This is a genomic window from Anaerotruncus sp. DFI.9.16 (assembly GCF_024461615.1).
GTDB classification, from domain to species: Bacteria; Bacillota; Clostridia; order Oscillospirales; family Ruminococcaceae; genus Anaerotruncus; species Anaerotruncus massiliensis.
In genome coordinates, this window is record NZ_JANFZX010000047.1 from 1 (window position 1) to 22,894 (window position 22,894).

A 22,894-nucleotide genomic window follows, 5' to 3' on the forward strand; every position below is an offset into this window, starting at 1 on the left:
CCCGCCGCGGATGCAGCTGCATCCGCGGCGGGCCTTTCGTTTGCGTTTGATCAGGCGTGGGTTTTGAGGCGCGCGTATTTCTCCCGGGTGGCGATGCCGCCGCGGATGTGGCGCTCCGACTTGTTGCGGTCGAGCACCTCCTTGACCTGCGCGTATACCAGCGGGTTGATCTTTTTGAGCCGGTCGGTTACGTCCTTATGTACCGTCGATTTCGATATATGAAATTCCTTGGCGGTAGCCCGTACGGTGGTATTGTTGTCAATGATATAGTGGGCGAACGTGATCGCGCGCTCCTCCGGCAAACCTTTCAAAGCGAAACCTCCCCTGCGTTCTGTCTACTAATCTATATGCGGCTGTATTTTGTAAAAGAACGCGGGCGCGCGGCGAAAAAGCCGCGTTTTTCCGGGGCAGGCTGCATGAAAATTTGCTTTTCGATCAATAATTCCTTCGGCATGGCGTAAAATAATCCACAGGCGCCGCGCTGACGCGCGCGGCCGGCGGGGAAATTGTGCACGTCACCTAAAAGGGGCCGGATATGTTTAGGTATCCTGCTATTTTTCAGCAAATGCTCTTGCACTTTTTTTCCAGAGAGGATATATTGAAAGCGTCAACTGGAAACGTTTCCGGTAGCGTTACCGGAAACGTTTCAGCAAACATTTGCAGCCTATGGTTTGATCCGTACACACAACCGATAACAGGAGGAAACCAGAATGAAAAAATTATTGGCACTGATCCTTGCGATTGCGATGCTCGCCACGCTGGCGGCCTGCGGCTCGACCGGCGACACCGGCACGCCGAGCACCCCCGCGGCCGACCCCAGCGGCACGACCTCGGGCGACCAGGCCACTCAGCCTGCCGCGGGCGGCGAGCTCTACTACCTCAACTTCAAGCCCGAGATCGCCCCGGTCTATGACGAGATCGCCGCGGCCTACGAGGCGGAGACGGGCGTCAAGCTGCACGTCGTGACCGCCGCGTCGGGCACCTACGAGCAGACCCTCAAATCCGAGATCGCCAAGGCGGACGCCCCCGTCCTCTTCCAGATCAACGGCCCCAAGGGCTACGCCAACTGGAAGGACTACTGCGCCGACCTCTCGGGCACCGAGCTCTACCAGCACCTGACCGACAAGGGCCTGGCCATCACCGACGGCGACAAAGTTGTCGGCATCCCCTACGTGGTCGAGGGCTACGGCATCATCTACAACAACGCGATCATGGAGAAGTATTTCGCCCTCGACGGCGCGAAGGCCAAGTCGATGGATGAGATCCGCGGCTTCCAGAAGCTCAAGGAGGTCGTCGAGGACATGACCGCCAAGAAGGACCAGCTCGGCATCAAGGGCGTCTTCGCCTCCACCTCCCTCAAGCCCGGCGAGGACTGGCGCTGGCAGACCCACCTGGCCAACCTGCCGATCCACTATGAGTTCGAGGCCAACAACGTCGACCTCTCGACCGACGCCACCAAGGAGATCACCTTCCAGTACAGCGACAACTACAAGAACATCTTCGACCTCTATCTGAACAACTCGACCGTCGATCCTAAGCTGCTCGGCAGCAAGCAGGTCGCCGACTCGATGGCGGAATTCGCGCTCGGACAGTGCGCGATGGTCCAGAACGGCAACTGGGCGTGGAGCCAGATCGCAGAGGTCGAGGGCAACACCGTCAAGGAGGAGGATATCAAGTTCCTGCCGATCTACATCGGCGTGGACGGCGAGGAGTCCCAGGGAATCTGCGTCGGCACCGAGAACTTCTTCGCGATCAACAGCCAGGCTCCCGCCGAAAAGCAAAAGCTGGCCGCCGACTTTATCTACTGGCTCTATTCCTCCGACACGGGCAAGGATTTCGTCACCAACAAGCTCGGCTTCATCGCCCCGTTCGACACCTTTGCCGAGGATGAGCGCCCGACCGACCCGCTCGCCAGGGAAGTCAGCGCCTGGATGAGCAAGGAGGGCGTCTCCTCCGTGCCGTGGAGCGCGTTCCTCGTCTTCCCGAGCCAGACCTTCAAGGACGACTTCGGCGCCGCGCTGCTCCAGTACGCGCAGGGCACCAAGACGTGGGACGACGTCAAGACGCTGGTCGTCGACGAGTGGAAGGCTGAAAGCAACCTGTAACAGCGGGCGCTGTCCCATCCGCTGATCTTCCCGCCGTCCCGCACCCCGCGGTGCGGGACGGCATTTGTTATCCGACAGGAGGGGATGTCATGTCAAAAACGCTGAGAAAGTATTTCGCCTTCTTCGCGCTGCCGACGTTCATCGCGTTCGCCATCTCGTTTCTCATCCCGTTCGTGATGGGCGTCTACCTCTCGTTTACCGAGTTCACAACGGTGACCAACACCCAGTGGGTGGGGCTTGCCAACTACGTCAAGGCGTTTACCGGCAGCAGAGACTTCCTCAACGCCCTGTGGTTCACCGTGAAATTCACCGTCGTTTCGGTGATCACCATCAACCTGCTCTCCTTCGCGCTCGCCATGCTGCTCACCCGCGCGATGAAGGGCACCAACCTCTTCCGCACCGTCTTTTTCATGCCCAACCTCATCGGCGGCATCGTGCTCGGCTATATCTGGCAGATCATCATCAACGGCTTTCTGCTCCGCTTCGGGGTGGACATCACCTTCTCGGCCAAATACGGCTTCTGGGGGCTGGTCGTGCTGATGAACTGGCAGCTTGTGGGCTATATGATGGTCATCTACATCGCGGGCATCCAGAACATTTCGGGCGAGCTCACCGAGGCGGCGGCCATCGACGGCGCGTCGGGCTGGCAGTCGCTCATCCACGTCACGATCCCCAACGTGATGCCCTCGATCACCATCTGCACCTTCCTCACCCTCACCAACTCCTTCAAGCTCTTTGACCAGAACTTCGCCCTCACCGGCGGCGCGCCGGCCAAGGAGACCCAGATGCTCGCGCTCGACATCTATAACACCTTTTACGGGCGCGTCGGCTTCGAGGGGGTCGGCCAGGCCAAGGCGACCGTCTTCTTCATCGTCGTCGGCGTGATCGCCTTTACCCAGCTCATGCTCACCCGCCGGAAGGAGGTCGAGAACTGATGGCAGTCAAACGCAGGTTCGCAAACGCGGCCATCTTCATCCTGCTGCTCATCCTCGCGCTGCTGGTGCTCGCGCCCATCCTGGTCGTGCTGATGAACTCCTTCAAGGGGCAGTTCTTCATCTCCGACGCGCCCTTCAAGCTCCCGACCCTCACCGAGACCGCTGACGGCCCAGCCACTTTTGTGGGATTCAAAAACTACCTGAGCGGCATCGAGAAGGCGGGCTTCCTCTCGGCGTTCGGCTACTCCCTCTTCATTACCGTCTTTTCGGTGGGGGCGATCATCCTCTTCACCGCGATGACCGCCTGGTACATCATCCGCTCGAAGGGGAAGTTTTCCAGCGCGCTCTATTACCTCTTCGTCTTCAGCATGATCGTCCCCTTCCAGATGGTCATGTTCCCGATGTCCAAGGTCGCCAACATGCTCCACCTCGATAACCCCGTGGGCATCATCGTCATCTACCTCGGCTTCGGCGCGGGGCTGTCGGTCTTCATGTTCAGCGGCTTCGTCAAATCGATCCCGCTCGAAATCGAGGAGGCCGCGATGATCGACGGCTGCAACCCCATCCAGACCTTTTTCCTCGTGGTCTTCCCCATCCTCCGGCCCACCGCGATCACCGTCGCGATCCTCAACGCCATGTGGATCTGGAACGACTACCTGCTGCCCTACCTCGTCATCGGCAACAAGTACCGCACCATCCCCATCGCGGTCCAGTATCTGCAGGGGGGCTACGGCTCCCGCGACATGGGCGCGCTGATGGCGGTGCTCGTGCTGTCGATCATCCCAATCATCATCTTCTATCTCATCTGCCAAAAATATATCATCAAGGGCGTTGTCGCGGGCGCGGTAAAGGGGTAGAATAGGAATCAGCGAAACGACGTGTGAAGGGAGGCCGGCGACGTGACGATCAAGGACATTGCCAGGGAATCGGGGTACGCGGTAAGCACCGTCTCCCGCGCGCTCAACGACCACCCCGACGTCAGCGCCGAAACCAAGGCGCGCATCCAGGCGGTCATCGACGCGCATGGCTTTATCCCCAACAACAACGCCAAGCACCTCAAGCAGACGGCCACCAAGAGCATCGCGATTGTCGTGAAGGGCACCTCCAACATGCTCTTCGCCCCCATCGTCGAGCGGATGCAGGACCTCATCAAATCCGCGGGCTACACCGACGTGGTCTACTACCTCGACGAGGATTCGGACGAGGTGCGCCACGCGCTGCTCCTCTGCCGGGAGCAGAAGCCCCTGGGGCTCCTTTTCCTCGGCGGGAACCTCTCCTATTTCCGCGAGAACTTCAGCCGCATCCGCGTCCCCAGCGTGCTTGTCACCAACCCGGGCGGGGCGCTCGGCTTTCCGAACCTGTCGAGCGTGTCGACCGACGACGCGGCCGCGGCGGGCCGCGCGGTCGATTACCTGATCGACCGCGGGCACACGAGGATCGGCGTGATCGGCGGAGACGTCGGGCGCTCCTATACGAGCCAGCTCCGCCTCGAGGGGTGCCTGCGCAGCTTCGCGGCGCGCGGGGTCTCCTTTGAGCCGGAAAAGCAGTACGAGAAGGCGCGCTTCGCCTACGCGAGCGCCTACCGCGCGATGGGCCGGCTGCTCGACCGGGCGCCCGGGCTCACCGCCGTCTTCGCGATGAGCGACGTGATGGCCGTGGGCGCCGTCCGCGCCCTCCGCGACCGGGGGCTCGAGGTCCCGCGCGACCTTTCGGTCGTCGGGTTCGACGGCGTGGAGCTGGCGGAATACTACAATCCCAAGCTCGCCACCGTCAAGCAGTCGCAGGAGCGGCTGGCGGTGCGCGGCGTGGAGATCCTCATCAACAGCATCGAGAACGGCGGCGACGCCGTCCACGAGACCGCCCCCTTCGAGCTCATCGAGGGGGAGAGCGTCCGGACGCTCTGACCGGGCGAAAGCAATCCACCAAACGGAGGCGGAACGATTGAACATCCGAAAACAAAAGCCCATGCGCCGCGGCGCGGGCGTCCTGCTGCCGGTGACGAGCCTGCCCTCCCCATACGGGATCGGCACCTTCGGCCGCGCGGCATACGCGTTCGTCGACTTTCTGCGCGACGCCGGCCAGCGCTACTGGCAGGTGCTGCCGCTCGGGCCGACCAGCTATGGCGACAGCCCCTACCAGAGCTTTTCCGCCTTCGCGGGCAACCCCTATTTCATCGACCTCGACCTGCTCGAGCGGGAGGGGCTGCTGACCGGGACGGAGATCTCCGCCTGCGGCTGGGGGGACGACCCCGCAGCGGTCGACTACGCCAGGATCTACAGGCACCGCTTCACCGTGCTGCACGCCGCCTTTCGGCGCAGCCGCCACGCGGATACCCCCGCCTACCGGGCGTTCTGCGCGGAAAACGCCGTCTGGCTGGAGGACTACAGCCTCTATATGGCGGTCAAGATGCATTTCGGCGGGCACGAGTGGCTCCGGTGGCCGGAGGAGATCCGCATGCGGGAGCCGGAGGCCCTCGCGCGCTGCGCGCGGGAGCTCGCGGAGGAAATCGACTTCTGGAAGTTCTGCCAGTTCAAGTTCTTCGAGCAGTGGCGGGCGCTCAAATCCTACGCCAACGGGCTCGGCGTCGAGATCATAGGGGACATCCCCATCTATGTCGCCCTCGACAGCGCCGACGTGTGGGCGCATCCCGAGCAGTTCCAGCTCGACGGGCAGCGCCGCCCCAGCAGGGTGGCGGGAGTGCCGCCCGACATGTTTTCCTCCGACGGCCAGCTGTGGGGCAACCCGCTCTACGACTGGGAGCGGATGGCGCGGGAGGACTACGCCTGGTGGAAGCTGCGGATGAAGTTCTCCTCCGAGCTCTACGACGTCGTGCGCATCGACCACTTCGTGGGCATCGCACACTATTATTCGATCCCCGCCGGGGACGACACCGCCAAAAACGGCGTGTGGGTCGACGGACCGGGCGAGGGGCTCATCGCGGCGATCTCCAGCGTCATGGGGGGCAAGCGGGTCATCGCCGAGGACCTGGGCATCGTCATCCCCGAGGTCGGCCGCATGCTCAAACGGAGCGGCTACCCCGGCATGAAGCTCATGCAGTTCGGGTTCGATTCCAGCCCGGACAACGAATACCTCCCCTGCCATTACGACAAAAACGTCGTCGTCTACGGCGGCACCCACGACAACGAGACGCTGGCGGGCTTTTTCGCCCACCAGCCGCGCAGGGTGCTGCGGTTCGCGCGCGCCTACCTGGGCGTGCGCACCAGCCGGGAGATCCCGTGGGCGCTCATCCGCGCGGGCTACGCAAGCAGCGCGGACACCGCCGTCTTCCAGATGCAGGACCTGCTCGGGCTCGGCAACGAGGCCCGCATGAACACCCCCTCGACGATCGGGGAAAACTGGCGCTGGCGGCTCGCCGAGGGACAGCTCACGTCCGGGACCGCGCGCAAACTCCGGGAGCTCGCCGAGCTCTACGGGCGATAACAGGAGGAACCGTATGGACCGTTTTGAAGAAAAGATCGGCGAGCTTCTGCGGCTCGACTTCGGCGTGACGCCGGACGGGGCGGACGCGAAGCAGCTTTACACGGCGGTGTCGCAGGCCGCGATGGATTCCCTGCGCGACGGCTGGAAAAAGCCTGCGGGCAAAAAGCGCGCCTGCTATTTTTCGGCCGAGTTTCTGATGGGGCGGCTGGTGAACAGCAACCTCATGAACCTCGGCCTGCTCGAAGAAGCGGACCGCTATCTGAAGGCGCACGGCAGGAGCGTGGCGGACTTCGAGCAGATCGAGGACGACGCGCTCGGCAACGGCGGACTGGGCAGGCTCGCGGCCTGCTTCCTCGACTCCGCCGCGACCCACGGCATCCCGCTCGACGGCTACGGCATCCGCTACCGCTACGGGCTCTTCCGCCAGTACTTCGAGGACGGCTTCCAGCGGGAGCGCGCCGACGACTGGCTGCGCTTCGGCGACCCGTGGAGCGTGCGCCGGGAGGAGGACGCGGTCGAGGTGCGCTTCGCCGACCAGACGGTGCGCGCCGTGCCCTACGACATGCCGGTGATCGGCTACGGCGGAAAGACGATCAACACCCTGCGCCTCTGGCAGTCGGAACCCCTCTCCGCCTTCGATTTCGACCTCTTCAACCGCCAGGAGTACGACCGCGCGGTCGCCGAAAAAAACCGCGCCGAGGAGATCTCCTACGTCCTCTATCCCAACGACGACACCGACGCGGGCAAGCGCCTGCGCTTAAAACAGCAGTATTTCTTCTCCTCCGCGTCGCTCCAGAGCATCCTGCGGGAGTATCTCGGGCGGCACGGGGAGGATTTCTCCGCCTTCGCGGACGAATACGCCGTCCAGCTCAACGACACCCACCCCACCGTATCGATCCCCGAGCTGCTCCGCCTGCTGATGGAGGAGCACGGCCTCTGCTACGACGAGGCGTTCTCCATCGCGCAGAGGGTCTTCGCCTACACCAACCACACGATCATGGCCGAGGCGCTCGAAAAATGGGACGTGGGGCTTTTCCTCTCGGTCATCCCCGAGGTCTACCCCTATGTCGTCATGCTGCAAAACGGCCTCAAGCAGGCCCTCCACAACAAGGGGATCAACGGCGCGGACCAGATCCCCTACTACCTCGTCGACGACGGCCGGATCCACATGGCCCGCATGGCGATCTTCGCCGCCCATTCGACCAACGGCGTCGCGCGCATCCACACCGAGATTTTGAAGGAGACGGCGCTTCGGGAGTGGTACGATGTCTGGCCCGAGCGGTTCAACAACAAGACGAACGGCATCACCCAGCGCCGCTGGCTCGCGCTCTGCAACCCCGAGCTGTCCGGCTTCATCACCGAGCGGATCGGGGACGGCTGGATCACCGAGCTCGACGAGCTCAAAAAGCTCGCACCCTATGCGGACGACGAGCGCGCCCGCGAGCGGTTCCTCGCGATCAAGCGGGAGAAAAAATGCCAGCTCGCCGCATATGTGAAGGCGCGCGAGGGGGTGGAGCTGAACCCGGATTTCCTCTTCGACATCCAGGTCAAGCGGCTGCACGAGTATAAGCGCCAGCTCCTCAACGCGTTCTCCATCCTGGACATCTACTTCGCCCTCAAGGACGGGCGGCTCACCGATTTCTATCCGACCGTCTTCCTCTTCGGCGCAAAGGCCGCGCCCGGCTACTACCGCGCCAAGGGGATCATCAAGTATCTGAACGAGATCGCGAAGCGGGTGAACGGCGACCCGGACATGAAGGGCCGCATGCAGGTGGTCTTTGTGCAGAACTACGACGTCTCCTACGCCGAAAAGCTCATCCCCGCCGCAGACGTCTCCGAGCAGATCTCCACCGCCGGCACCGAGGCGAGCGGCACCAGCAACATGAAGTTCATGCTGAACGGCGCCGTCACCCTCGGCACCCTCGACGGCGCGAACATCGAGATCGTCGAGCAGGCGGGCGCGGAAAACAATTTCATCTTCGGCGCGACCGTCGATGAGATCGCTTCCGCCGCGTCCACCTACGACCCGAAGGCGCTCTGCCGCGACAACCCCCGCATCAGGCGGGTGGTGGACACCCTCGTGGACGGCACCTTCTCGGACGGCGGCACCGGCATGTTCCGCGAGCTCTACGATTCGCTCATGACCGGCGCGAGCTGGCACCGCCCCGATCAGTATTACCTGCTGCTCGACTTTGAATCCTACTGCGACGCCAAGCTGCGCGTCAACCGCGCCTACCGCGACCGCGCTGCCTTCGCCCGCAAATGCCTCCTCAACACCGCCAACGCCGGCAAATTCTCCTCCGACCGCACCATCCGCGAATACGCGCGGGAGATTTGGGGCGTTTGAGTTCGGGGGAGACGGAAAAGAAAAGGCCGCCCGCAAGGGCGGCTTTCTTTCCGCTTTCTTGAAAGAAAGCGGTCAAAGAACTTTTGGTTCAGGCCCTCCGCGGATTCCTCCCGCGGCCGCGTCCCGTGGCCCCGCCTCACGAGAGGCGTCTGCGCCGATGGACGGCGCTTCGCCTGCATCAAACGTTTTGCGCCGCTTTTTCAAAAGCGGCAAAGAAAGCCGCCCTTGCGGGCGGCCTTTCTTTTTTTACGCCCTCTCGAGGTTCTGCGAGCGGGCGGGGCCGACGCCCACCATCTTGATGGGGCATTCGCACAGGCGCTCGAGCTCGGCGATGTAGCGCTTGCAGGAGGCGGGCAGCTCGTCGAAGGAGCGGCAGCCGGAGAGGTCGCCGTCAAAGCCCTCGAGCTCCTCGTAGACGGGCAGGCACTCGGCGAGCTCGTCGATCGTGGGCGGGAAGTCGCGGATGACGGTGCCGTCCGCCTTTCTGTAGGCGGTGCAGACCTTGAGCGGCCCCATGCCCGAGAGGGTGTCGATCTTGTTGATGGCGAGCGCGGTCAGGCCGTTGACGCGGACCGAATGGCGCATGATGACCGCGTCGAACCAGCCGCAGCGGCGGGGCCGTCCGGTGACGGTGCCGAACTCGTGGCCGCGGTTGCGCAGCTCGTCGCCGGTCGCGTCGAGCAGCTCGGTGGGGAAGGGACCCGCGCCCACGCGGGTGGTGTACGCCTTGGCCGCGCCGACAACCTCGTCGATGAGGGTGGGGCCGACGCCGCTGCCGACGCAGACGCCCCCCGAGACGGGGTGGGAGCTGGTGACAAAGGGGTAGGTGCCGAAATCGATGTCGAGCAGGGTGCCCTGCGCGCCCTCGAAGAGCACCTCCTTGTTTTCCCGGACCGCGTTGTAGGCGAGCACCGACACGTCCGCGACATACTGCCGCAGACGGTCGCCGTAAGCGGTATACTCCTCGATGACCGCGTCGAGGTCGAGCGGTTCGGCGCGGTAGAAGTCGGTAAGCAGGCGATTTTTGATTTCGCCCGCGAGCCGCGCCTTTTCCGCGAACACCTCCGGGTGCACGAGGTCGTAGATGCGGATTCCCGAACGCTCCGCCTTGTCCATATAGCAGGGGCCGATGCCCTTGTTGGTGGTGCCGATCATCGCATTGCCGCGCATCTGCTCGCTGAGCCCGTCGAGCAGCAGGTGCCAGGGCATGATGACGTGGGCGCGCGGGTCGATGCGCAGGTTTTTGCAGGAGACGCCGCGCGCCTCCAGCCCGTCGATCTCCCCGAGGATGCCCTTGGGGTTGATGACCACGCCGCTGCCCAGCAGGCAGAGGGTATCCGGATAGAGGATGCCCGAGGGGATGAGCTGCAATTTATAGACCTCGCCGCCGTTCTCCACCGTATGCCCGGCGTTGTTGCCCCCCTGCGAGCGCACCACGACATCGGCGCGCGAGGCGAGAATATCGATAATTTTTCCCTTGCCCTCGTCGCCCCACTGGACGCCGACAACCACTCTAGCTGGCATCGAAAAGCCCCCATCCTAATATTTTCCAGAAAAAGGATTCTGTTAGACCACTGGTTAGTATAGCAAATTTCGCGCGGAAATGCAATTGCCGCATAAAATTTTGTTTGGTGCAAAAGCTAACTGCGAGATTCTTTGTGAAATGAGGGATTTTATCATGAAAATGACGCCCGAAGAATACGGCAGGATGGCGAAAAAGGCTTCCCCCGGCTCGCCCTTTCCCAAAAACTGTCTCCTGGCGTTTTTAATCGGCGGGCTGATCTGCACGCTGGGGCAGGTCTGCATCGAGCTTTACCAATATGCGGGACTGGAACAGGAGGTCGCCTCGACCGCCGCGTCGGTGACGCTGGTGTTTTTGGCGGTGCTGCTCTCTGGCTTCGGCGTATATGACAACATCGCCAAATATGCCGGCGCGGGCACCCTCGTGCCGATCACCGGCTTTGCGAACTCGGTCGCCTCGCCGGCGCTCGAATTCAAAAGCGAGGGCCTCGTGCTGGGGCTGGGCGCCAAGATGTTCATCATCGCGGGCCCGGTCATCGTATACGGCACCGCGGCAAGCGTCGTTTACGGCCTGATCATCTACCTGTTCAGGTTATATTAGGAGGGTGTCACATGGCTAAACGCAAGGGAAAATACACGGTGGTCTTCGACGATCCGCCGGGCGTGCGGGAGTCGGCGGCCGTCGGCTCCAAGAAGGAGTCCGAGGGCCCGCTCGCGCAGGCGTTCGACGTGATCAACGAGGACAGCTATTTCGGGGAGAAGACGTGGGAAAAGGCGGAGAGCCGCATGCAGGAGACGGCGATCAACAAGGCGCTTGAAAAGGCGCAGCTCTCCTCGGCGGACATCGACTGCATCTTCGCGGGCGACCTGCTCAATCAGTGCGTCGGCTCCACCTACGGCATCCGCGCGCTGGGCATGCCCTTCATCGGACTGTTCGGCGCCTGCTCGACGATGGCCGAAAGCCTCGCCGTCTCCTCCGTCTTCCTCGAGGCGGGCGCGGTCACGCGGGCGGTCGCCTGCACCTCGTCCCACTTCTGCTCGGCGGAACGGCAGTTCCGCCTGCCGCTCGAATACGGCGGCCAGCGCACCCCCACCGCCCAGTGGACGGCGACCGCCGCCGGCGCCGCCGTCCTGGAAAAGGGCGAGGTCGGGCCGTTCGTCCGGGCCGTGACGATCGGCACGATCGAGGACCTCGGCATCACCGACGCGAACAACATGGGCGCGGCCATGGCTCCCGCCGCCGCCATGACCCTCAAGCACTTCTTTGAGGACACGGGGACCAACCCCTCCAACTACGACCTGATCATCACGGGGGACCTCGGCAAGGTGGGCACCGACCTGCTGCGCGAGCTGACGCTCAAGGACGGCTACGACCTCGAGCACCACCACACCGACTGCGGCCTGATGCTCTACGACCTTGAAAAGCAGGACGTGCACGCGGGCGCGAGCGGCTGCGGATGCAGCGCTTCGGTCATGTGCGGACACATCCTGCCGCTCATCCGCAGGGGAACCCTGAACGAGATCCTGTTTGTCGCGACGGGCGCGCTCATGAGCCCCACTGTCGTGCAACAGGGGGAGAGCATCGCGTCGATCGCGCACCTCGTCTACCTCTCCTCCAAAAAGACGGGAGGGCGCGTGTAATGGAGCTGTTCATGACCCTGCTCAAGGCATTTCTGGTGGGCGGCGTCCTCTGCGCCATCGGCCAGATCTTCATCGATTACACCAAGCTGACCCCCGCACGCATCCTCACCGGATATGTGGTCGCGGGCGTGGTGCTCGGCGGCATCGGACTCTATCCCAAGCTGATCGAGTTCGCGGGCGCGGGCGCCTCGGTGCCGCTGCTCGGCTTCGGAAGTCTGCTCGCCAAGGGCGTCAAAAAGGCCATCCAGGCCGACGGGCTGCTCGGCGTGCTGACCGGCGGCCTCACCTCGGCCGCCGCGGGCATCACCGCCGCGCTCTTCTTCTCGCTCATCGTCGCACTGATCTTCAAGCCCAAGGACAAGGGCTGACAAAGGCGCGCCGCAAATTTTGCGGCGCGCCTTTTTGCGGCTTTTGTCCCGGGTCCGCGCGGCGCCGGAAAACGGGTTGCGCTCTTCGCCGAAGGGAGATAGAATAGAGGCGGAGGATCCACGCGGATGAATGGGAGGGACGAACATGAAACGGATCGGAATCCTAATCGCCTGCCTGCTGGCGCTTGCATGCTGCGCGCCCGCCCCGGCTGAAACCGTCCCGGCCGCCGGGGAAGGCGCGGCGGCGGACCCGTGGGAGATCCCCACGGACAACCCGATCGACGCGGCGATCCCGGTCCCCCGGGCGGACGGGGATAACGGACCGGAACTCCTCGCGGCGCGGCTCCGGCTGGCGGACGCGTGGCGCGGCGAGATGGTCCACGCCTACCGAACCCTGCGGGAGCTGCTGCCGGACGACCGGGCCGGGGCGCTGATGGAGGCGCAGTATGGATTTGAAGCCTACCTGCCCGGGGCGGTGGAGGTCTACGCCGCGGCGTACGACCCGCAGCGAGAACCCGGCGAATCCGCGGCGGCCGCCGGCTACGAGGCGGAGCTCTGCCGGCGGCGTGTGGCGGAGCTGGCCGCGCAGGTCCAACGGCTGACGGGTGCGCCCTACGCGTTTCGTTACCCCGGGACGGAGGAGACCGTTTTGAACGCGCGGGGCCTGCCCGTGACCTATACGCGGGAGGACTTCGCCCTCGTCCGGGAGACCAACGACGCGTTGGACCCGGCCGGGCTGGCCCAGAGCCTCAAAAATTATTACTGGACCGAGGGGGACCGGGGCTTTCTGAGGATCGACGAGACGGCCGGGCGGCTCGAAAATTATTTGGAGATCGTGCTGCGGGAACAGCGGGACCCGGAGAAGGGAATCCCCGAGCTGACGGACGAGGTGGTCTACCGGGCGGCGGTGTCCAACGCGCCGGACATCTACCCGTTTGCATTCGCGCCGTTTCTCGAGATGATCCCGGGAGGTTCCACCCGCTTTTCCAAGGAGCGCATCACGCAGACCGCCAAGCTCCTCTTCGGCTGGGAATGCGAGATCAATTTTGAAAACCTGGGCGACACGGGGAGATACCCCTTCCATCCCTATTTCGGCGTGGCGACGCTGGAGGGCGGCCTCGTCAAGACGGGGGCGACTCCGGTGGTGACGGCGTATGAGGCCGGGGAGGGGTTCTACGAGGCCGACGTCGTATTCCTGCACTGGGACACGATGGGGGCGGCGGACTATGTCTATAACGATGGGGAAAAACTTGTCGAGATGACCGAGGAGGAGGCGAGGGAGGCCTGCCGCGGGCTGCTGCCCGGGTATCGGGTCCGCGTGAAGCGGGAGCCCTACGACGGCAATCTCCGCAACGAGAGGCTCTATTTTGTTTCCCTGCTTGGGAAGGACGCCTGACCGCCCGGACGCTGCGGGACAGGCGGGGAGGTGGCAATGCGGCCGCCGTTGTGGTAGAATCAGAGGCAGAAGGGGGACGCCTGATGAAACAAAAATTTTTGGCGCTGCTGTGCGGGCTGCTCGCCTGCGCGGCGCTGCTTGCGGGCTGCGCGGGCCGGGAGGCGCGGGAGACGGAGCCGGCGCCCGGCGTGGGATCCGGCGAGGCGGCTTCGGAGGAGCCCGCCGAGCGCGGGGAACCCGCAGAACCCGCGGAACCGTCCGACGGGCCGGCGGAAGAGCTTTTGGCGGAGATCGGGGCGGTGCGGGACGCGATCCGGCCGATTGCGGCGCAGGTGGAGTCGCCCAACGGCTACGCCGAGCCGACCGGCGGGCAGTACCGCGGGATGGTGGACGCGGCGGCGGCGCTCGGCGTGCCGGTGGTATACGAGGATTTCGACATGGAAAACGAGGAGCTGGCCGTCTCCTTCTGCGAGGCCGCCGAAGCCGGGCGGGACGGGACGCTCACCATCTACCGGCTTATCGGCTCCATGCTGAACGCGGAGACCTTCCGCAGCGAGGGCGGGGCCATGGCCCTCACGTCCTCCTACTGGGAATACGGCATGGGGACGGACGCCCCGATCACCTCCGAGCCCGCGCGGGCGCTCGACCAGTTCGAGCTCCAGCCGGGCGGGCACCTCGTCTACAGACTCGAGGAATACCCCGATGCGCAGATGGGCTTCCGGGTGCTGCCGCTCGGGGAGGAGAACCGCGCGCTCGCCCGGAAATACGTCCTGCCGGTGTGCCATACCCGGTTCGGGGTGACCTCCGCCGACTGGGATGAAACCGACCTGTCGCCGATCCACTGGGAGTGGACCTTCGAGGGCCTTTTGATGGCGCGGACGGGCAGGACGATCATGGACGCCTATCCCGAGCCCTACACGCCGGGGACCGAGTACCCCTACGCGGTGCCGGCGGAGGAGGTGGACGAAACGCTGACTGCCCATTTCCCCGTGACGGCGGAGCAGCTCCACCTTCTCTCCGCCTACGACCCGCAGCGGCAGGTGTACGCGTGGCAGGGCTTCTGGGGCGGCACCGACTTCCGCGTGCCGGAGGTGGTTTCCAAAACCGACAACCCGGACGGGAGCTTTACGCTCGCGGTCGACTTTGTCGGCATGGGCTTTTACGAAACGGGGGAACGCTGCGAGCTGACCGTCCGCGACCGCGCGGACGGCGGCTGGGAGTATCTCTCCAACCGGCACCGCCCGGTGCCTGAGGAGTGAGGAAAGGAACAGAAATGCAGCTACAAAACGTAAACCATCTCGGGGAAGAATTCGTCTTGCGCAGCGCGGGGGAGCTGCGCACGCTGCTGCTCGGCGCGGCCGGGGGCGGCCGGAGGCTCTACGTCAACGTCGACCGGGTACCGCCGGGCCGGTGGAGCACCAAGTACCACAGCCATTCCCGGCAGGAGGAATTCTTCCTCCTGCTGCGCGGCAGCGGAACGCTGCGGCTCGGCGGGGAGACGGTCCCGGTCGAGGCGGGAGACTTTTTTGCGAAGCCCGCGGGGATGGGGCTGGCCCACGCGTTCTTCAACTCCGGGACGGAGGAGCTTGAAATTCTCGACGTCGGCACGGTGGAGGATTCGGACGTCTGCGACTACCCCGACGAGGGGGTCCGCCTTGTCAAGGCGGACGGGTCCCGCCGCTGGTTCCGTGGCGGGGAGGAGCTTGCCGACTGGTCCTCCGATCCGAACGGGCCGTGACGAAAAAAGAGCCGCCCGGCGGGATTTCCCGCCGGGCGGCTTTTCTGTGGGGTTTCTTAGAACACGGGGATGACGGTGCCGCTGTACTTCTCGGTGATGAAGGCGGCGACCTCGTCGCTCTCAAGGGCGGCGACCAGCTTTTTGATGTCGTCGCGGCTTTCGTCGCCGTTGCGCACGGCGATGATGTTCGCGAACTCCTGAGCGGCCTCGGAATCCTTGTCCTCGGTGGTCAGCACCGAGTCGGCGATGCCGGCGCCCACCGCGTAGTTGCCGTTGATGACCGCGAGGTCGACGTCGGGCAGCACGTTCGGAAGCTGGGCGGCCTCGAGCTCCTGAAACTTGAGGTTCTTGGTGTTCTCGGTGATGTCGAGCGGGGTGGCCTCAAGGCCGGCGCCCTCGGTCAGCTTGATGTAGCCGAGCTTCTCGAGCAGCAGCAGCGCGCGCGCCTCGTTGGTGGGGTCGTTCGGGACGGCGACCGTCGCGCCGTCGGCCAGCGCGTCGAGGGACGCGGTTTTGCCGGGGTAGACGCCGAGCGGCTCAAAGTGGATCGCCGCGGCGGAGACGAGGTCGGTGCCGTTCTCGGCGTCGAAGTTTTCAAGGTAGGGGAAGTGCTGGAAGTAGTTCGCGTCGATGTCGCCCGCGTCGAGCGCCTTGTTGGGCATGACGTAGTCGGTGAACTCAACGATCTGCAGGTCGATGCCCTGCTCGGCGAGGGCCGGCTTCACCTGCTCGAGGATCTCGGCGTGGGGCGCCGGGGAAGCGCCGACCTTGAGGACGGCCAGTTCGGCGGAGGGCTCGGCGGCGTCCTCAGAGGGAGCGGCCTCGGCGGGTGCTTCGGACGAGGGGGTCCCGGCGGGGGCGGGTTCGCCGCCGCACGCGGCGAGCGAGAAGGCGAGCGTCAGCGCCAGCAGGAGCGCCAGCAGTTTCGCGAGCTTTTTCATATTCATTTCTCCTTTTCAATCAGCAAAAAATGGGATTTCTATCATACCGGGAGCGGCCGCACCCCGGTCGATCACACAAAAGTTAACGGTTGCGCTTGTCCACCCGGCTGGCCAGGTGGTCGAAGACAATTTGGATGATGCAGACGATGATGACGAGCAGGACGATCGTGATCATCATGACGTCCGCCTGGTAGCGGTGGTAGCCGTAGCGGAGCGCCACATCGCCGAGCCCGCCGCCGCCGACCGCGCCCGCCATGGCGGAGTAGCCGATCAGCGTGATGGTGGTGATCGAGAGCCCCCGGATGAGGGAGGGAACCGCCTCGGGGATCATGACGCGGGTGATGATCTGCCAGTTGGTGGCGCCCATGCACTTGGCGGCCTCGATGACGCCGTTGTCGATCTCGGAGAGCGAGCTTTCCACGAGCCGCGCCACGAAGGGCGCCGCCGCGATGATGAGGGGCACGCAGGCAGCCGCCGGGCCGATCGCCTTGCCGACGATCAGGCGGGTGAGGGGGATGAGGGCGACCATGAGGATGACGAAGGGGAGCGAGCGCAGGATGTTGACGATCCAGCCGAACGCGGAGTTGAAGGCGCGGTTTTCCATGATGCCGCCGCGATCGGTGACCTTGAGGAGCACCCCCATCGGCAGGCCGAAGACGTAGGCGAAGAGGGTGGCCGCCGCCACCATCAGCAGGGTGATATAGGTGTTTTCCCACAGCAGGGGGCCGTATTTTTGCAGCAGCTCAATCATTTCTTCATCACCTCGTATCCCAGCAGGAGCCTGGTCATGTCGCTCCTGGGGTTCTTGAAGATCTCGGCGGTGTCGCCCCACTCGACGAACTCGGCGGTGTCGATGACCGCGACCTTGTTGCAGATCGCCTTGACCACCGCGATCTCGTGGGTGATGATGACGATCGTGACGTTGAGCTTCCGGTTGATGTTGTGCAGCAGCTCGAGGATGTTCTTGGTGGTCAGGGAGTCGAGCGCGGAGGTCGGCTCGTCGCAGAGCAGCACCTCGGGGCTGGTGGCCAGCGCGCGGGCGATCGCCACCCGCTGCTTCTGCCCGCCCGAGAGCTGGGAGGGGTAGCTCTCCGCCTTTTCCGAGAGGCCCACCAGCTCGAGCAGCTCGTCGACGCGGGCGTTCACCCCGGCCCTGTCGGCGCGCTCGAGCGCGAGCGGGAAGGCCACGTTCTGGCGCACGGTGCGCTGCATGAGCAGGTTGTAGCCCTGGAAGACGACCCCCATCTTGCGGCGGGTGTCGATGAGCTGCTTGCCCGTGAGGGTGGCCAGGTCGACCCCGTCGAGGGTGATCGCGCCCGAGGTGGGCTTTTCGAGGGTCGAAAGGCAGCGCAGCAGGGTGGATTTGCCCGCGCCGCTCATGCCGATGATGCCGAAGATGTCCCCCCGGCCGATTTCGAGGTTGACGTCGTGCAGCGCGACGACCTCGCCCGATTTGTCGTTGAAGATTTTGGTGAGATGGCTGATCTGGATCACAAAGAACCCTCCTGTACTGTAACGCGCCGCCCGGCGAAACTGGTTGACATCCGCGGGAATTCCGATTACACTTTTCTGCGGGGGAACGCCCAATATGGAACCGATAAAGGAAGTGCTTTTATGAAAGAGGAAAAACAGGGATTCTGGAAGGATTTCAAAGCGTTCATCGCGCGCGGCAACGTCGCGGACATGGCCGTCGGCATCGTCGTCGGCACCGCCTTCACCGCGATCGTCAACTCGCTGGTGCAGGAGGTCATCATGCCGTTCGTGGGCTGGCTGATCGGCGGCGTGAACTTCTCCGACCTGCGCGTCGTGCTGGCGCCCGCTTCCGGGGAGATCCCCGAGGTGGCCATCCGCTACGGCAGCTTCTTAAACCAGATCATCAACTTTCTGATCATTTCCTTCACCGTCTTCGTGATGATCCGGCTGCTCGGCAAATTCCGCCGCAAAAAGGAGGAGGCGCCCAAGGCCCCGCCCGCACCGCCGGCGGATGTGGTCCTGCTGACCGAGATCCGCGATCTGCTCAAGGCGCGGGAGGAAAAATGATCTCCGCCGCCCGCGGACCCCGGCCCGCGGGCGATTTGGCGTCCTGGCGGGAACGGTCCGGACGGTTTTTTTATTGCAAAGCAATAAAAAAAGCCTCCGCCGCATGGACATCCCGTCCAAGGGCGAAAGCGCGTGCTTTCGCGGTACCACCTTGATTCGCCGCCGCCTTGCGGCGGAGGCCTCACCGGCGTCCGGCTCGATACCGACCGCCTGTCACTGTAACGGGTGAACCCGTCGCGAACTAAAAGCTTTCGCCCGCGAGACTCCAAGACCATCTTCAGCCGCTTCCGCCACGCCCCCTTTCACCTGACGGGGCTCTCTGTGGAAGCATTCGCGGCCTACTCTTCTTTTCAGCGTCTTTCACAATTTTTATAAAAACATTTTGTAGATGCTATTATACCCATTCTTTCGACGTTCGTCAAGGGGTCGGCAAAATTTTCCCGCCGCAAATCCCCGCACGGCGGGATTTCCCCGCGGGCGGCTTGCCAGACGGGGGCGCGCCGTGCTATAAATAGGGTAGCCTGAAAGGGGGAAACGACATGACGGAACGTGAAAAGGTGTTCGCCCGGCTGGAGGAGCTGGGCGTCTCCTATGAGGTCACCGAGCACCCGGCGGTCTTTACGATCGGCGAGATGGATGCGCTCGGCCTCACGGCGAAGGGGGAGGTCTGCAAAAATCTCTTCCTGCGGGACGCGAAGGGCAGGCGGCACTTCCTCGTGGTGGTGCCGGGGGAGGCGCGCGCCGACCTGCGCGCGCTTGCCGAACAGCTGGAAAGCTCCAAGCTGAGCTTCGCGTCGGCCGAGCGGCTGGAAAAACACCTCGGCCTCAAACAGGGGGAGGTCACGCCGCTCGGGGTCCTCAACGACGCGGACGCGGCGGTGGAGGTCGTCTTCGACCGGGGGCTCGAACGGTTCCCGCGTCTCGGTGTGCACCCGAACGACAACACGGCGACCGTGTGGCTGTCCCTCGCGGACATCCTGCGGGTGGTGGAAGAAAACGGGAACGAGATCCGCTGGGTGACGCTGTAAAGGAGAAGGATATGATCAGAAACATCGTCTTTGACATGGGAAACGTCCTGATGCGCTGGGATCCGGACTCCTTCCTGCGGGAGTTCTTTTCCGATGAGGAGGACTGCCGCGCGGTGGGCGCGCGGCTCTTCGGCGGGGCGGAGTGGACCGCGCTCGACGCGGGCGCGATGGAGGAGGACGAGGCGATCGCCCGCGTGCTCCGGGACCTGCCCGAACGGCTGTGGCCGGGGACGGCGCGCCTCTTCCGGGAGTGGCACCTGCACTTCCCGCCCATCCCCGGGGTGAACGCGCTCGCGCGGGAGCTCAAGGGCAGGGGCTACCGCGTCTACCTGCTCTCCAACGCGGGAACGCGGTTCACCGCCTACCGGGAGGCGATCCCCTGCCGCGACTGCTTCGACGGGGAGGTGGTCTCCGCCTTCGTGCGGCAGGTGAAGCCGGACCCCGCGATCTACGAAACGCTGCTCACCCGGTACGGGCTTTCGGCGGCGGAGTGCTTCTTTATCGACGACATGCCCGCCAACATCGCCGCGGCGAAGGACGCCGGCATGGCGGGGTTCGTCTACGGCGGCGACGTCGACGCGCTGCGGCGCGCGCTTCGTGAGGCGGGCGTGGATATCTAGCGGGACCGCCCGGGAACGGAAAACAGAAAAAGCCGCCCGGCGTTTCCTTTGGAAACGCCGGGCGGCTTTCGATCGTTCTTACGGCTGGAAGAGGCCCTTTTCGACCAGGTCGCCGTTCTCGTCGAATTCGAGCTCGGTCACCTGCGAGCGGGTGTAGCGGATGATGTTGCGCAGCCGCTTGAGGTCGTCCTGGCTGTAGAAGATGTAGGAGGCGCCCTCCTTCTTCGCGCGGCCGGTGCGCCCGATGCGGTGGGTGTAGTACTCGTTTTCGAGCGGGATCTCGTAGTTGACCACCGCGTCGACGTCCTCGACGTCGATGCCGCGCGCGGCCACGTCGGTGGCGACCAGAATTTCGATCTTGCCCGCGCGGAAGTCGGCCATGATCTTGTTGCGCTCCGACTGGCGCATGTCCCCGTTGAGGCAGTCGGCGTTGAAGCCGCGCTCCCGCAGCAGGTTGCTGATGCTGGTGGTCGTGTACTTGGTGTTGCAGAAGACCATGACCCGGTGGTAGTCGTTTTCTTTCAGGATATAGCAGAGGTCGGCCATCTTCTGGCGGCCCACCGTTTCGAGCATGTATTGGCGGATCCTGGGCTGGCTGTCCTGCACCGGCTCGACGGTCAGCTCGACGTTGTCCCGCTGGTAGAGCCAGCCGATGTCCATGACCTCGCGGGAGATGGTGGCGGAGAACATCACCATCTGGCGCTCCTTGGGCAGGCGGTCGAGGATTTTGCAGACGTCCCGGTAGAAGCCCATGTCAAGCATCTCGTCCGCCTCGTCGAGCACCGCGATCTTCACCTGCGTAAGGTTGATCGTGCGGCGGTGCATGTGGTCGAGCATCCGCCCCGGCGTGGCGACGACGATCTGCGCGCCCCGCTTGAGGGCGTTGATCTGTTTATCGATCGGCTGGCCGCCGTAGACGGCCACCACCTTGATGTCGGGCCGGAAATAGGCGAGCTGTCGCAGCTCCTCCACGATCTGGGTGGAGAGCTCGCGGGTCGGGCAGAGGACGATCGCCTGCACCGCGGGCTTTTCGGGGTCGATCTTCTCCATGATCGGGATGCCGAAGGCGCAGGTCTTGCCCGTGCCGGTGGGGGCCTTGGCGATGATCTCCCTGCCCTCCATCATGACCGGGATCGCCTTCTCCTGGATCTCGGTCATCTCGGTGAAGCCCATCCGCTCCACCGCCTTCAACGTCTCTTCCGAAAGATTGAAATCACTGTATTGTGCCATTCCTTATAACGCTCCTTCATCATAAACCGCTTTATTATATCATAACGGACCCGCATGAGTAAAGGGGATGCGGCCTTTTTTCCCGGCCCGCGCGCCAAAAAGAGGGGTTTTGCGGCGCGCTTTCCCGAAAAGCCGATGCAAATACCGGGGGGACTGTGATATAATAGCTGTGTATAAACCAATTGGATTGGAGATAGCAAGCATGTCAGAATCGGCGGAAATTCTCTGTATCGGGACCGAGATCCTGCTCGGCAACATCGTCAACACCAACTCCCAGGTGCTCTCCCGGGGGCTGGCGGAGCTGGGGGTCAACGTCTACCGCCACACGGCGGTCGGCGACAACCCCGAACGCCTGCGCGAGGCGCTCGACGAGGCGTTCGCGCGCAACGACATCGTCATCACGACGGGCGGTCTCGGCCCCACCTACGACGACCTCAGCAAGGAGACGATCGCCGACTGGTTCGGCCTGCCGCTCGAGATGCACGAGCCGTCGGCGCGCGCCATCGAGGCATATTTCGGCGGCATGAAGCGCCCGATGTGCCAATCGAACCTCAAGCAGGCGATGATGCCGCGCGGCTGCATCGTGCTGGAAAACCGTAACGGCACCGCGCCGGGCGCGATCATCGAGGGGAAGGGCAAGACGGCGATCATGCTGCCCGGTCCGCCCCGCGAGATGACCCCCATGTTCGAGCGGCAGGTGCTGCCCTATCTGGCGAAGCGCGCCGACCATGTGCTGCGCTCCCACTGCATCTACTTCTTCGGCATCGGCGAGAGCACGCTTGAAAGCCAGCTGCGCGGCGAGATGCAGGCGATGAAAAATCCCACCCTCGCCCCCTACGCCAAGGACGGCGAGGTGATGCTGCGCGTCACCGCCTCGGCTCCGACGGAGGCGGAGGCGGAGCGGCTGATGGAACCGGTCATCGCCAGCCTCAGGGAGCGGTATCCGCAGTACATCTACGGCGTGGACGTCGACAACCTCCAGACCGCCGCGGTGCGCGCCCTCAAGGACGCGGGGCTCACGGCGGCCGCTGCGGAGAGCTGCACGGGCGGCTACATCGCCAAGCGGCTGACCGACGTGCCGGGCAGCTCGGAGGTGTTCGGCTGCGGCGCGGTCACCTACGCGAACGGGGCCAAGGAGCGCCTGCTCGGCGTGCAGGGCTCGACGCTTGCGCGGTACGGCGCCGTTTCCCCGCAGACCGCGCGGGAGATGGCCGACGGCGTCCGCCGGCTCTCGGGCGCGGACATCGGCGTTTCGACCACCGGCGTCGCCGGGCCGGACGGCGGCACCGACGAAAAGCCGGTCGGGCTCGTCTATGTCGGAATCAGCAGCGAATGGCTGAACGACGTCGTCGAGCTGCGCCTCGGCAGGGGCTTCGATTACGGCGAGCGGGAGTTCATCCGCTACCTCGCCTCCTCCCACGCGCTCGCGCAGATCCTCCGGGCGGCGCAGAGCCGTCCGGAATAACGGGACGCCGTGCGGACACGGGGCCGGGGGGGGGGGGGGGGGGGGGGGGGGGGGGGGGGGGGGGGGGGGGGGGGGGGG

23 protein-coding genes and 1 other annotated feature are annotated in these 22,894 nt (G+C 64.4%); of the genes, 16 read left to right on the forward strand and 7 right to left on the reverse strand.

What is annotated here, in order from left to right; genetic code table 11:
• Positions 1–50: 50 nt before the first annotated feature.
• Together NE609_RS13480 and NE609_RS13485 are read right to left on the reverse strand one after the other, a co-directional pair.
• A complete protein-coding gene (locus NE609_RS13480) occupies positions 51–311 on the reverse strand; it encodes a sporulation transcriptional regulator SpoIIID (protein ID WP_101552840.1) in 261 nt (86 codons plus the stop codon).
• A gap of 32 nt (positions 312–343) precedes the next feature.
• The gene (locus NE609_RS13485) at positions 344–565 is read right to left on the reverse strand and encodes a hypothetical protein (RefSeq protein WP_147437536.1); all 222 of its coding nucleotides are present in this window, start codon (positions 563–565) and stop codon (positions 344–346) included.
• Between the two features lie 145 nt (positions 566–710).
• On the opposite strand from NE609_RS13485, the gene NE609_RS13490 reads away from it, so the two are divergent.
• The 6 genes from NE609_RS13490 to NE609_RS13515 all read left to right on the forward strand — a co-directional run bounded on the left by NE609_RS13490 (position 711) and on the right by NE609_RS13515 (position 8,828).
• Positions 711–2,105: an ABC transporter substrate-binding protein gene (locus NE609_RS13490; protein WP_256152787.1), complete on the forward strand. Its 1,395-nt coding sequence runs from the start codon at positions 711–713 to the stop codon at positions 2,103–2,105.
• 89 nt (positions 2,106–2,194) lie between these two features.
• Complete coding sequence (locus NE609_RS13495) at positions 2,195–3,040, forward strand: carbohydrate ABC transporter permease (protein WP_101552836.1); 846 nt, start codon at positions 2,195–2,197, stop codon at positions 3,038–3,040.
• The gene (locus NE609_RS13500) at positions 3,040–3,897 is read left to right on the forward strand and encodes a carbohydrate ABC transporter permease (protein WP_256152788.1); all 858 of its coding nucleotides are present in this window, start codon (positions 3,040–3,042) and stop codon (positions 3,895–3,897) included. Before NE609_RS13495 ends, NE609_RS13500 begins: the two co-directional genes overlap by 1 nt.
• Positions 3,898–3,939: 42 nt before the next feature.
• Positions 3,940–4,944: a LacI family DNA-binding transcriptional regulator gene (locus NE609_RS13505; RefSeq protein ID WP_256152789.1), complete on the forward strand. Its 1,005-nt coding sequence runs from the start codon at positions 3,940–3,942 to the stop codon at positions 4,942–4,944.
• 61 nt (positions 4,945–5,005) lie between these two features.
• Complete coding sequence (gene malQ / locus NE609_RS13510) at positions 5,006–6,481, forward strand: 4-alpha-glucanotransferase (protein ID WP_256152800.1); 1,476 nt, start codon at positions 5,006–5,008, stop codon at positions 6,479–6,481.
• Positions 6,482–6,494: 13 nt separating this feature from the next.
• Positions 6,495–8,828, forward strand: a complete 2,334-nt coding sequence (locus NE609_RS13515) for a glycogen/starch/alpha-glucan phosphorylase (protein WP_256152790.1) — start codon at positions 6,495–6,497, stop codon at positions 8,826–8,828.
• A 246-nt stretch (positions 8,829–9,074) separates the two neighbouring features.
• Here the strand turns inward: NE609_RS13515 and NE609_RS13520 are convergent, their stop codons facing one another.
• The gene (locus NE609_RS13520) at positions 9,075–10,352 is read right to left on the reverse strand and encodes an adenylosuccinate synthase (RefSeq protein ID WP_256152791.1); all 1,278 of its coding nucleotides are present in this window, start codon (positions 10,350–10,352) and stop codon (positions 9,075–9,077) included.
• 154 nt (positions 10,353–10,506) lie between these two features.
• Between NE609_RS13520 and spoVAC the strand changes: the two genes are divergently transcribed.
• The 6 genes from spoVAC (at position 10,507) to NE609_RS13550 (ending at position 15,492) form a co-directional block, all read left to right on the forward strand.
• Entirely contained in the window at positions 10,507–10,950 is a 444-nt protein-coding gene (gene spoVAC / locus NE609_RS13525) for a stage V sporulation protein AC (protein WP_121586721.1), read from the forward strand.
• 11 nt (positions 10,951–10,961) lie between these two features.
• Positions 10,962–11,990, forward strand: a complete 1,029-nt coding sequence (spoVAD, locus tag NE609_RS13530) for a stage V sporulation protein AD (RefSeq protein ID WP_101552823.1) — start codon at positions 10,962–10,964, stop codon at positions 11,988–11,990.
• Positions 11,991–12,001: 11 nt separating this feature from the next.
• Entirely contained in the window at positions 12,002–12,358 is a 357-nt protein-coding gene (gene spoVAE / locus NE609_RS13535; RefSeq protein ID WP_101553288.1) for a stage V sporulation protein AE, read from the forward strand.
• A gap of 145 nt (positions 12,359–12,503) precedes the next feature.
• Complete coding sequence (locus tag NE609_RS13540) at positions 12,504–13,754, forward strand: hypothetical protein (RefSeq protein WP_256152792.1); 1,251 nt, start codon at positions 12,504–12,506, stop codon at positions 13,752–13,754.
• 83 nt (positions 13,755–13,837) lie between these two features.
• Positions 13,838–15,013 carry a DUF6070 family protein gene (locus NE609_RS13545; protein ID WP_256152793.1) on the forward strand — a complete coding sequence of 392 codons (1,176 nt, stop codon included), beginning with the start codon at positions 13,838–13,840 and terminating at the stop codon, positions 15,011–15,013.
• Between the two features lie 14 nt (positions 15,014–15,027).
• Positions 15,028–15,492 (forward strand): cupin domain-containing protein, encoded by a 465-nt coding sequence (locus NE609_RS13550; protein WP_256152794.1) that lies wholly within the window; start codon positions 15,028–15,030, stop codon positions 15,490–15,492.
• Positions 15,493–15,548: 56 nt separating this feature from the next.
• On the opposite strand, the gene NE609_RS13555 is transcribed toward NE609_RS13550, so the two are convergent.
• From NE609_RS13555 to NE609_RS13565, 3 genes are all read right to left on the reverse strand, one after another.
• Complete coding sequence (locus NE609_RS13555) at positions 15,549–16,433, reverse strand: MetQ/NlpA family ABC transporter substrate-binding protein (RefSeq protein ID WP_256152795.1); 885 nt, start codon at positions 16,431–16,433, stop codon at positions 15,549–15,551.
• 82 nt (positions 16,434–16,515) lie between these two features.
• Positions 16,516–17,184, reverse strand: a complete 669-nt coding sequence (locus NE609_RS13560) for a methionine ABC transporter permease (protein ID WP_101552812.1) — start codon at positions 17,182–17,184, stop codon at positions 16,516–16,518.
• Entirely contained in the window at positions 17,181–17,927 is a 747-nt protein-coding gene (locus NE609_RS13565) for a methionine ABC transporter ATP-binding protein (protein ID WP_256152796.1), read from the reverse strand. The genes NE609_RS13560 and NE609_RS13565 overlap by 4 nt, the downstream gene beginning before the upstream one ends.
• 120 nt (positions 17,928–18,047) lie before the next feature.
• On the opposite strand from NE609_RS13565, the gene mscL reads away from it, so the two are divergent.
• The 3 genes from mscL (at position 18,048) to NE609_RS13580 (ending at position 20,121) form a co-directional block, all read left to right on the forward strand.
• Complete coding sequence (gene mscL / locus NE609_RS13570; protein WP_256152797.1) at positions 18,048–18,473, forward strand: large-conductance mechanosensitive channel protein MscL; 426 nt, start codon at positions 18,048–18,050, stop codon at positions 18,471–18,473.
• Positions 18,474–18,588: 115 nt separating this feature from the next.
• Positions 18,589–18,836, reverse strand: a binding site (T-box leader).
• Between the two features lie 176 nt (positions 18,837–19,012).
• Entirely contained in the window at positions 19,013–19,501 is a 489-nt protein-coding gene (locus NE609_RS13575; protein ID WP_121586728.1) for a prolyl-tRNA synthetase associated domain-containing protein, read from the forward strand.
• Positions 19,502–19,512: 11 nt separating this feature from the next.
• Positions 19,513–20,121 (forward strand): HAD family phosphatase, encoded by a 609-nt coding sequence (locus tag NE609_RS13580; protein WP_256152798.1) that lies wholly within the window; start codon positions 19,513–19,515, stop codon positions 20,119–20,121.
• A gap of 78 nt (positions 20,122–20,199) precedes the next feature.
• Here the strand turns inward: NE609_RS13580 and NE609_RS13585 are convergent, their stop codons facing one another.
• Positions 20,200–21,351, reverse strand: coding sequence for a DEAD/DEAH box helicase (locus NE609_RS13585; protein ID WP_121586730.1), 1,152 nt, complete (start codon positions 21,349–21,351; stop codon positions 20,200–20,202).
• A gap of 202 nt (positions 21,352–21,553) precedes the next feature.
• Here NE609_RS13585 and NE609_RS13590 point away from each other — a divergent pair, with 202 nt between their 5' ends.
• The gene (locus NE609_RS13590) at positions 21,554–22,816 is read left to right on the forward strand and encodes a competence/damage-inducible protein A (protein ID WP_256152799.1); all 1,263 of its coding nucleotides are present in this window, start codon (positions 21,554–21,556) and stop codon (positions 22,814–22,816) included.
• Positions 22,817–22,894 lie beyond the last annotated feature (78 nt).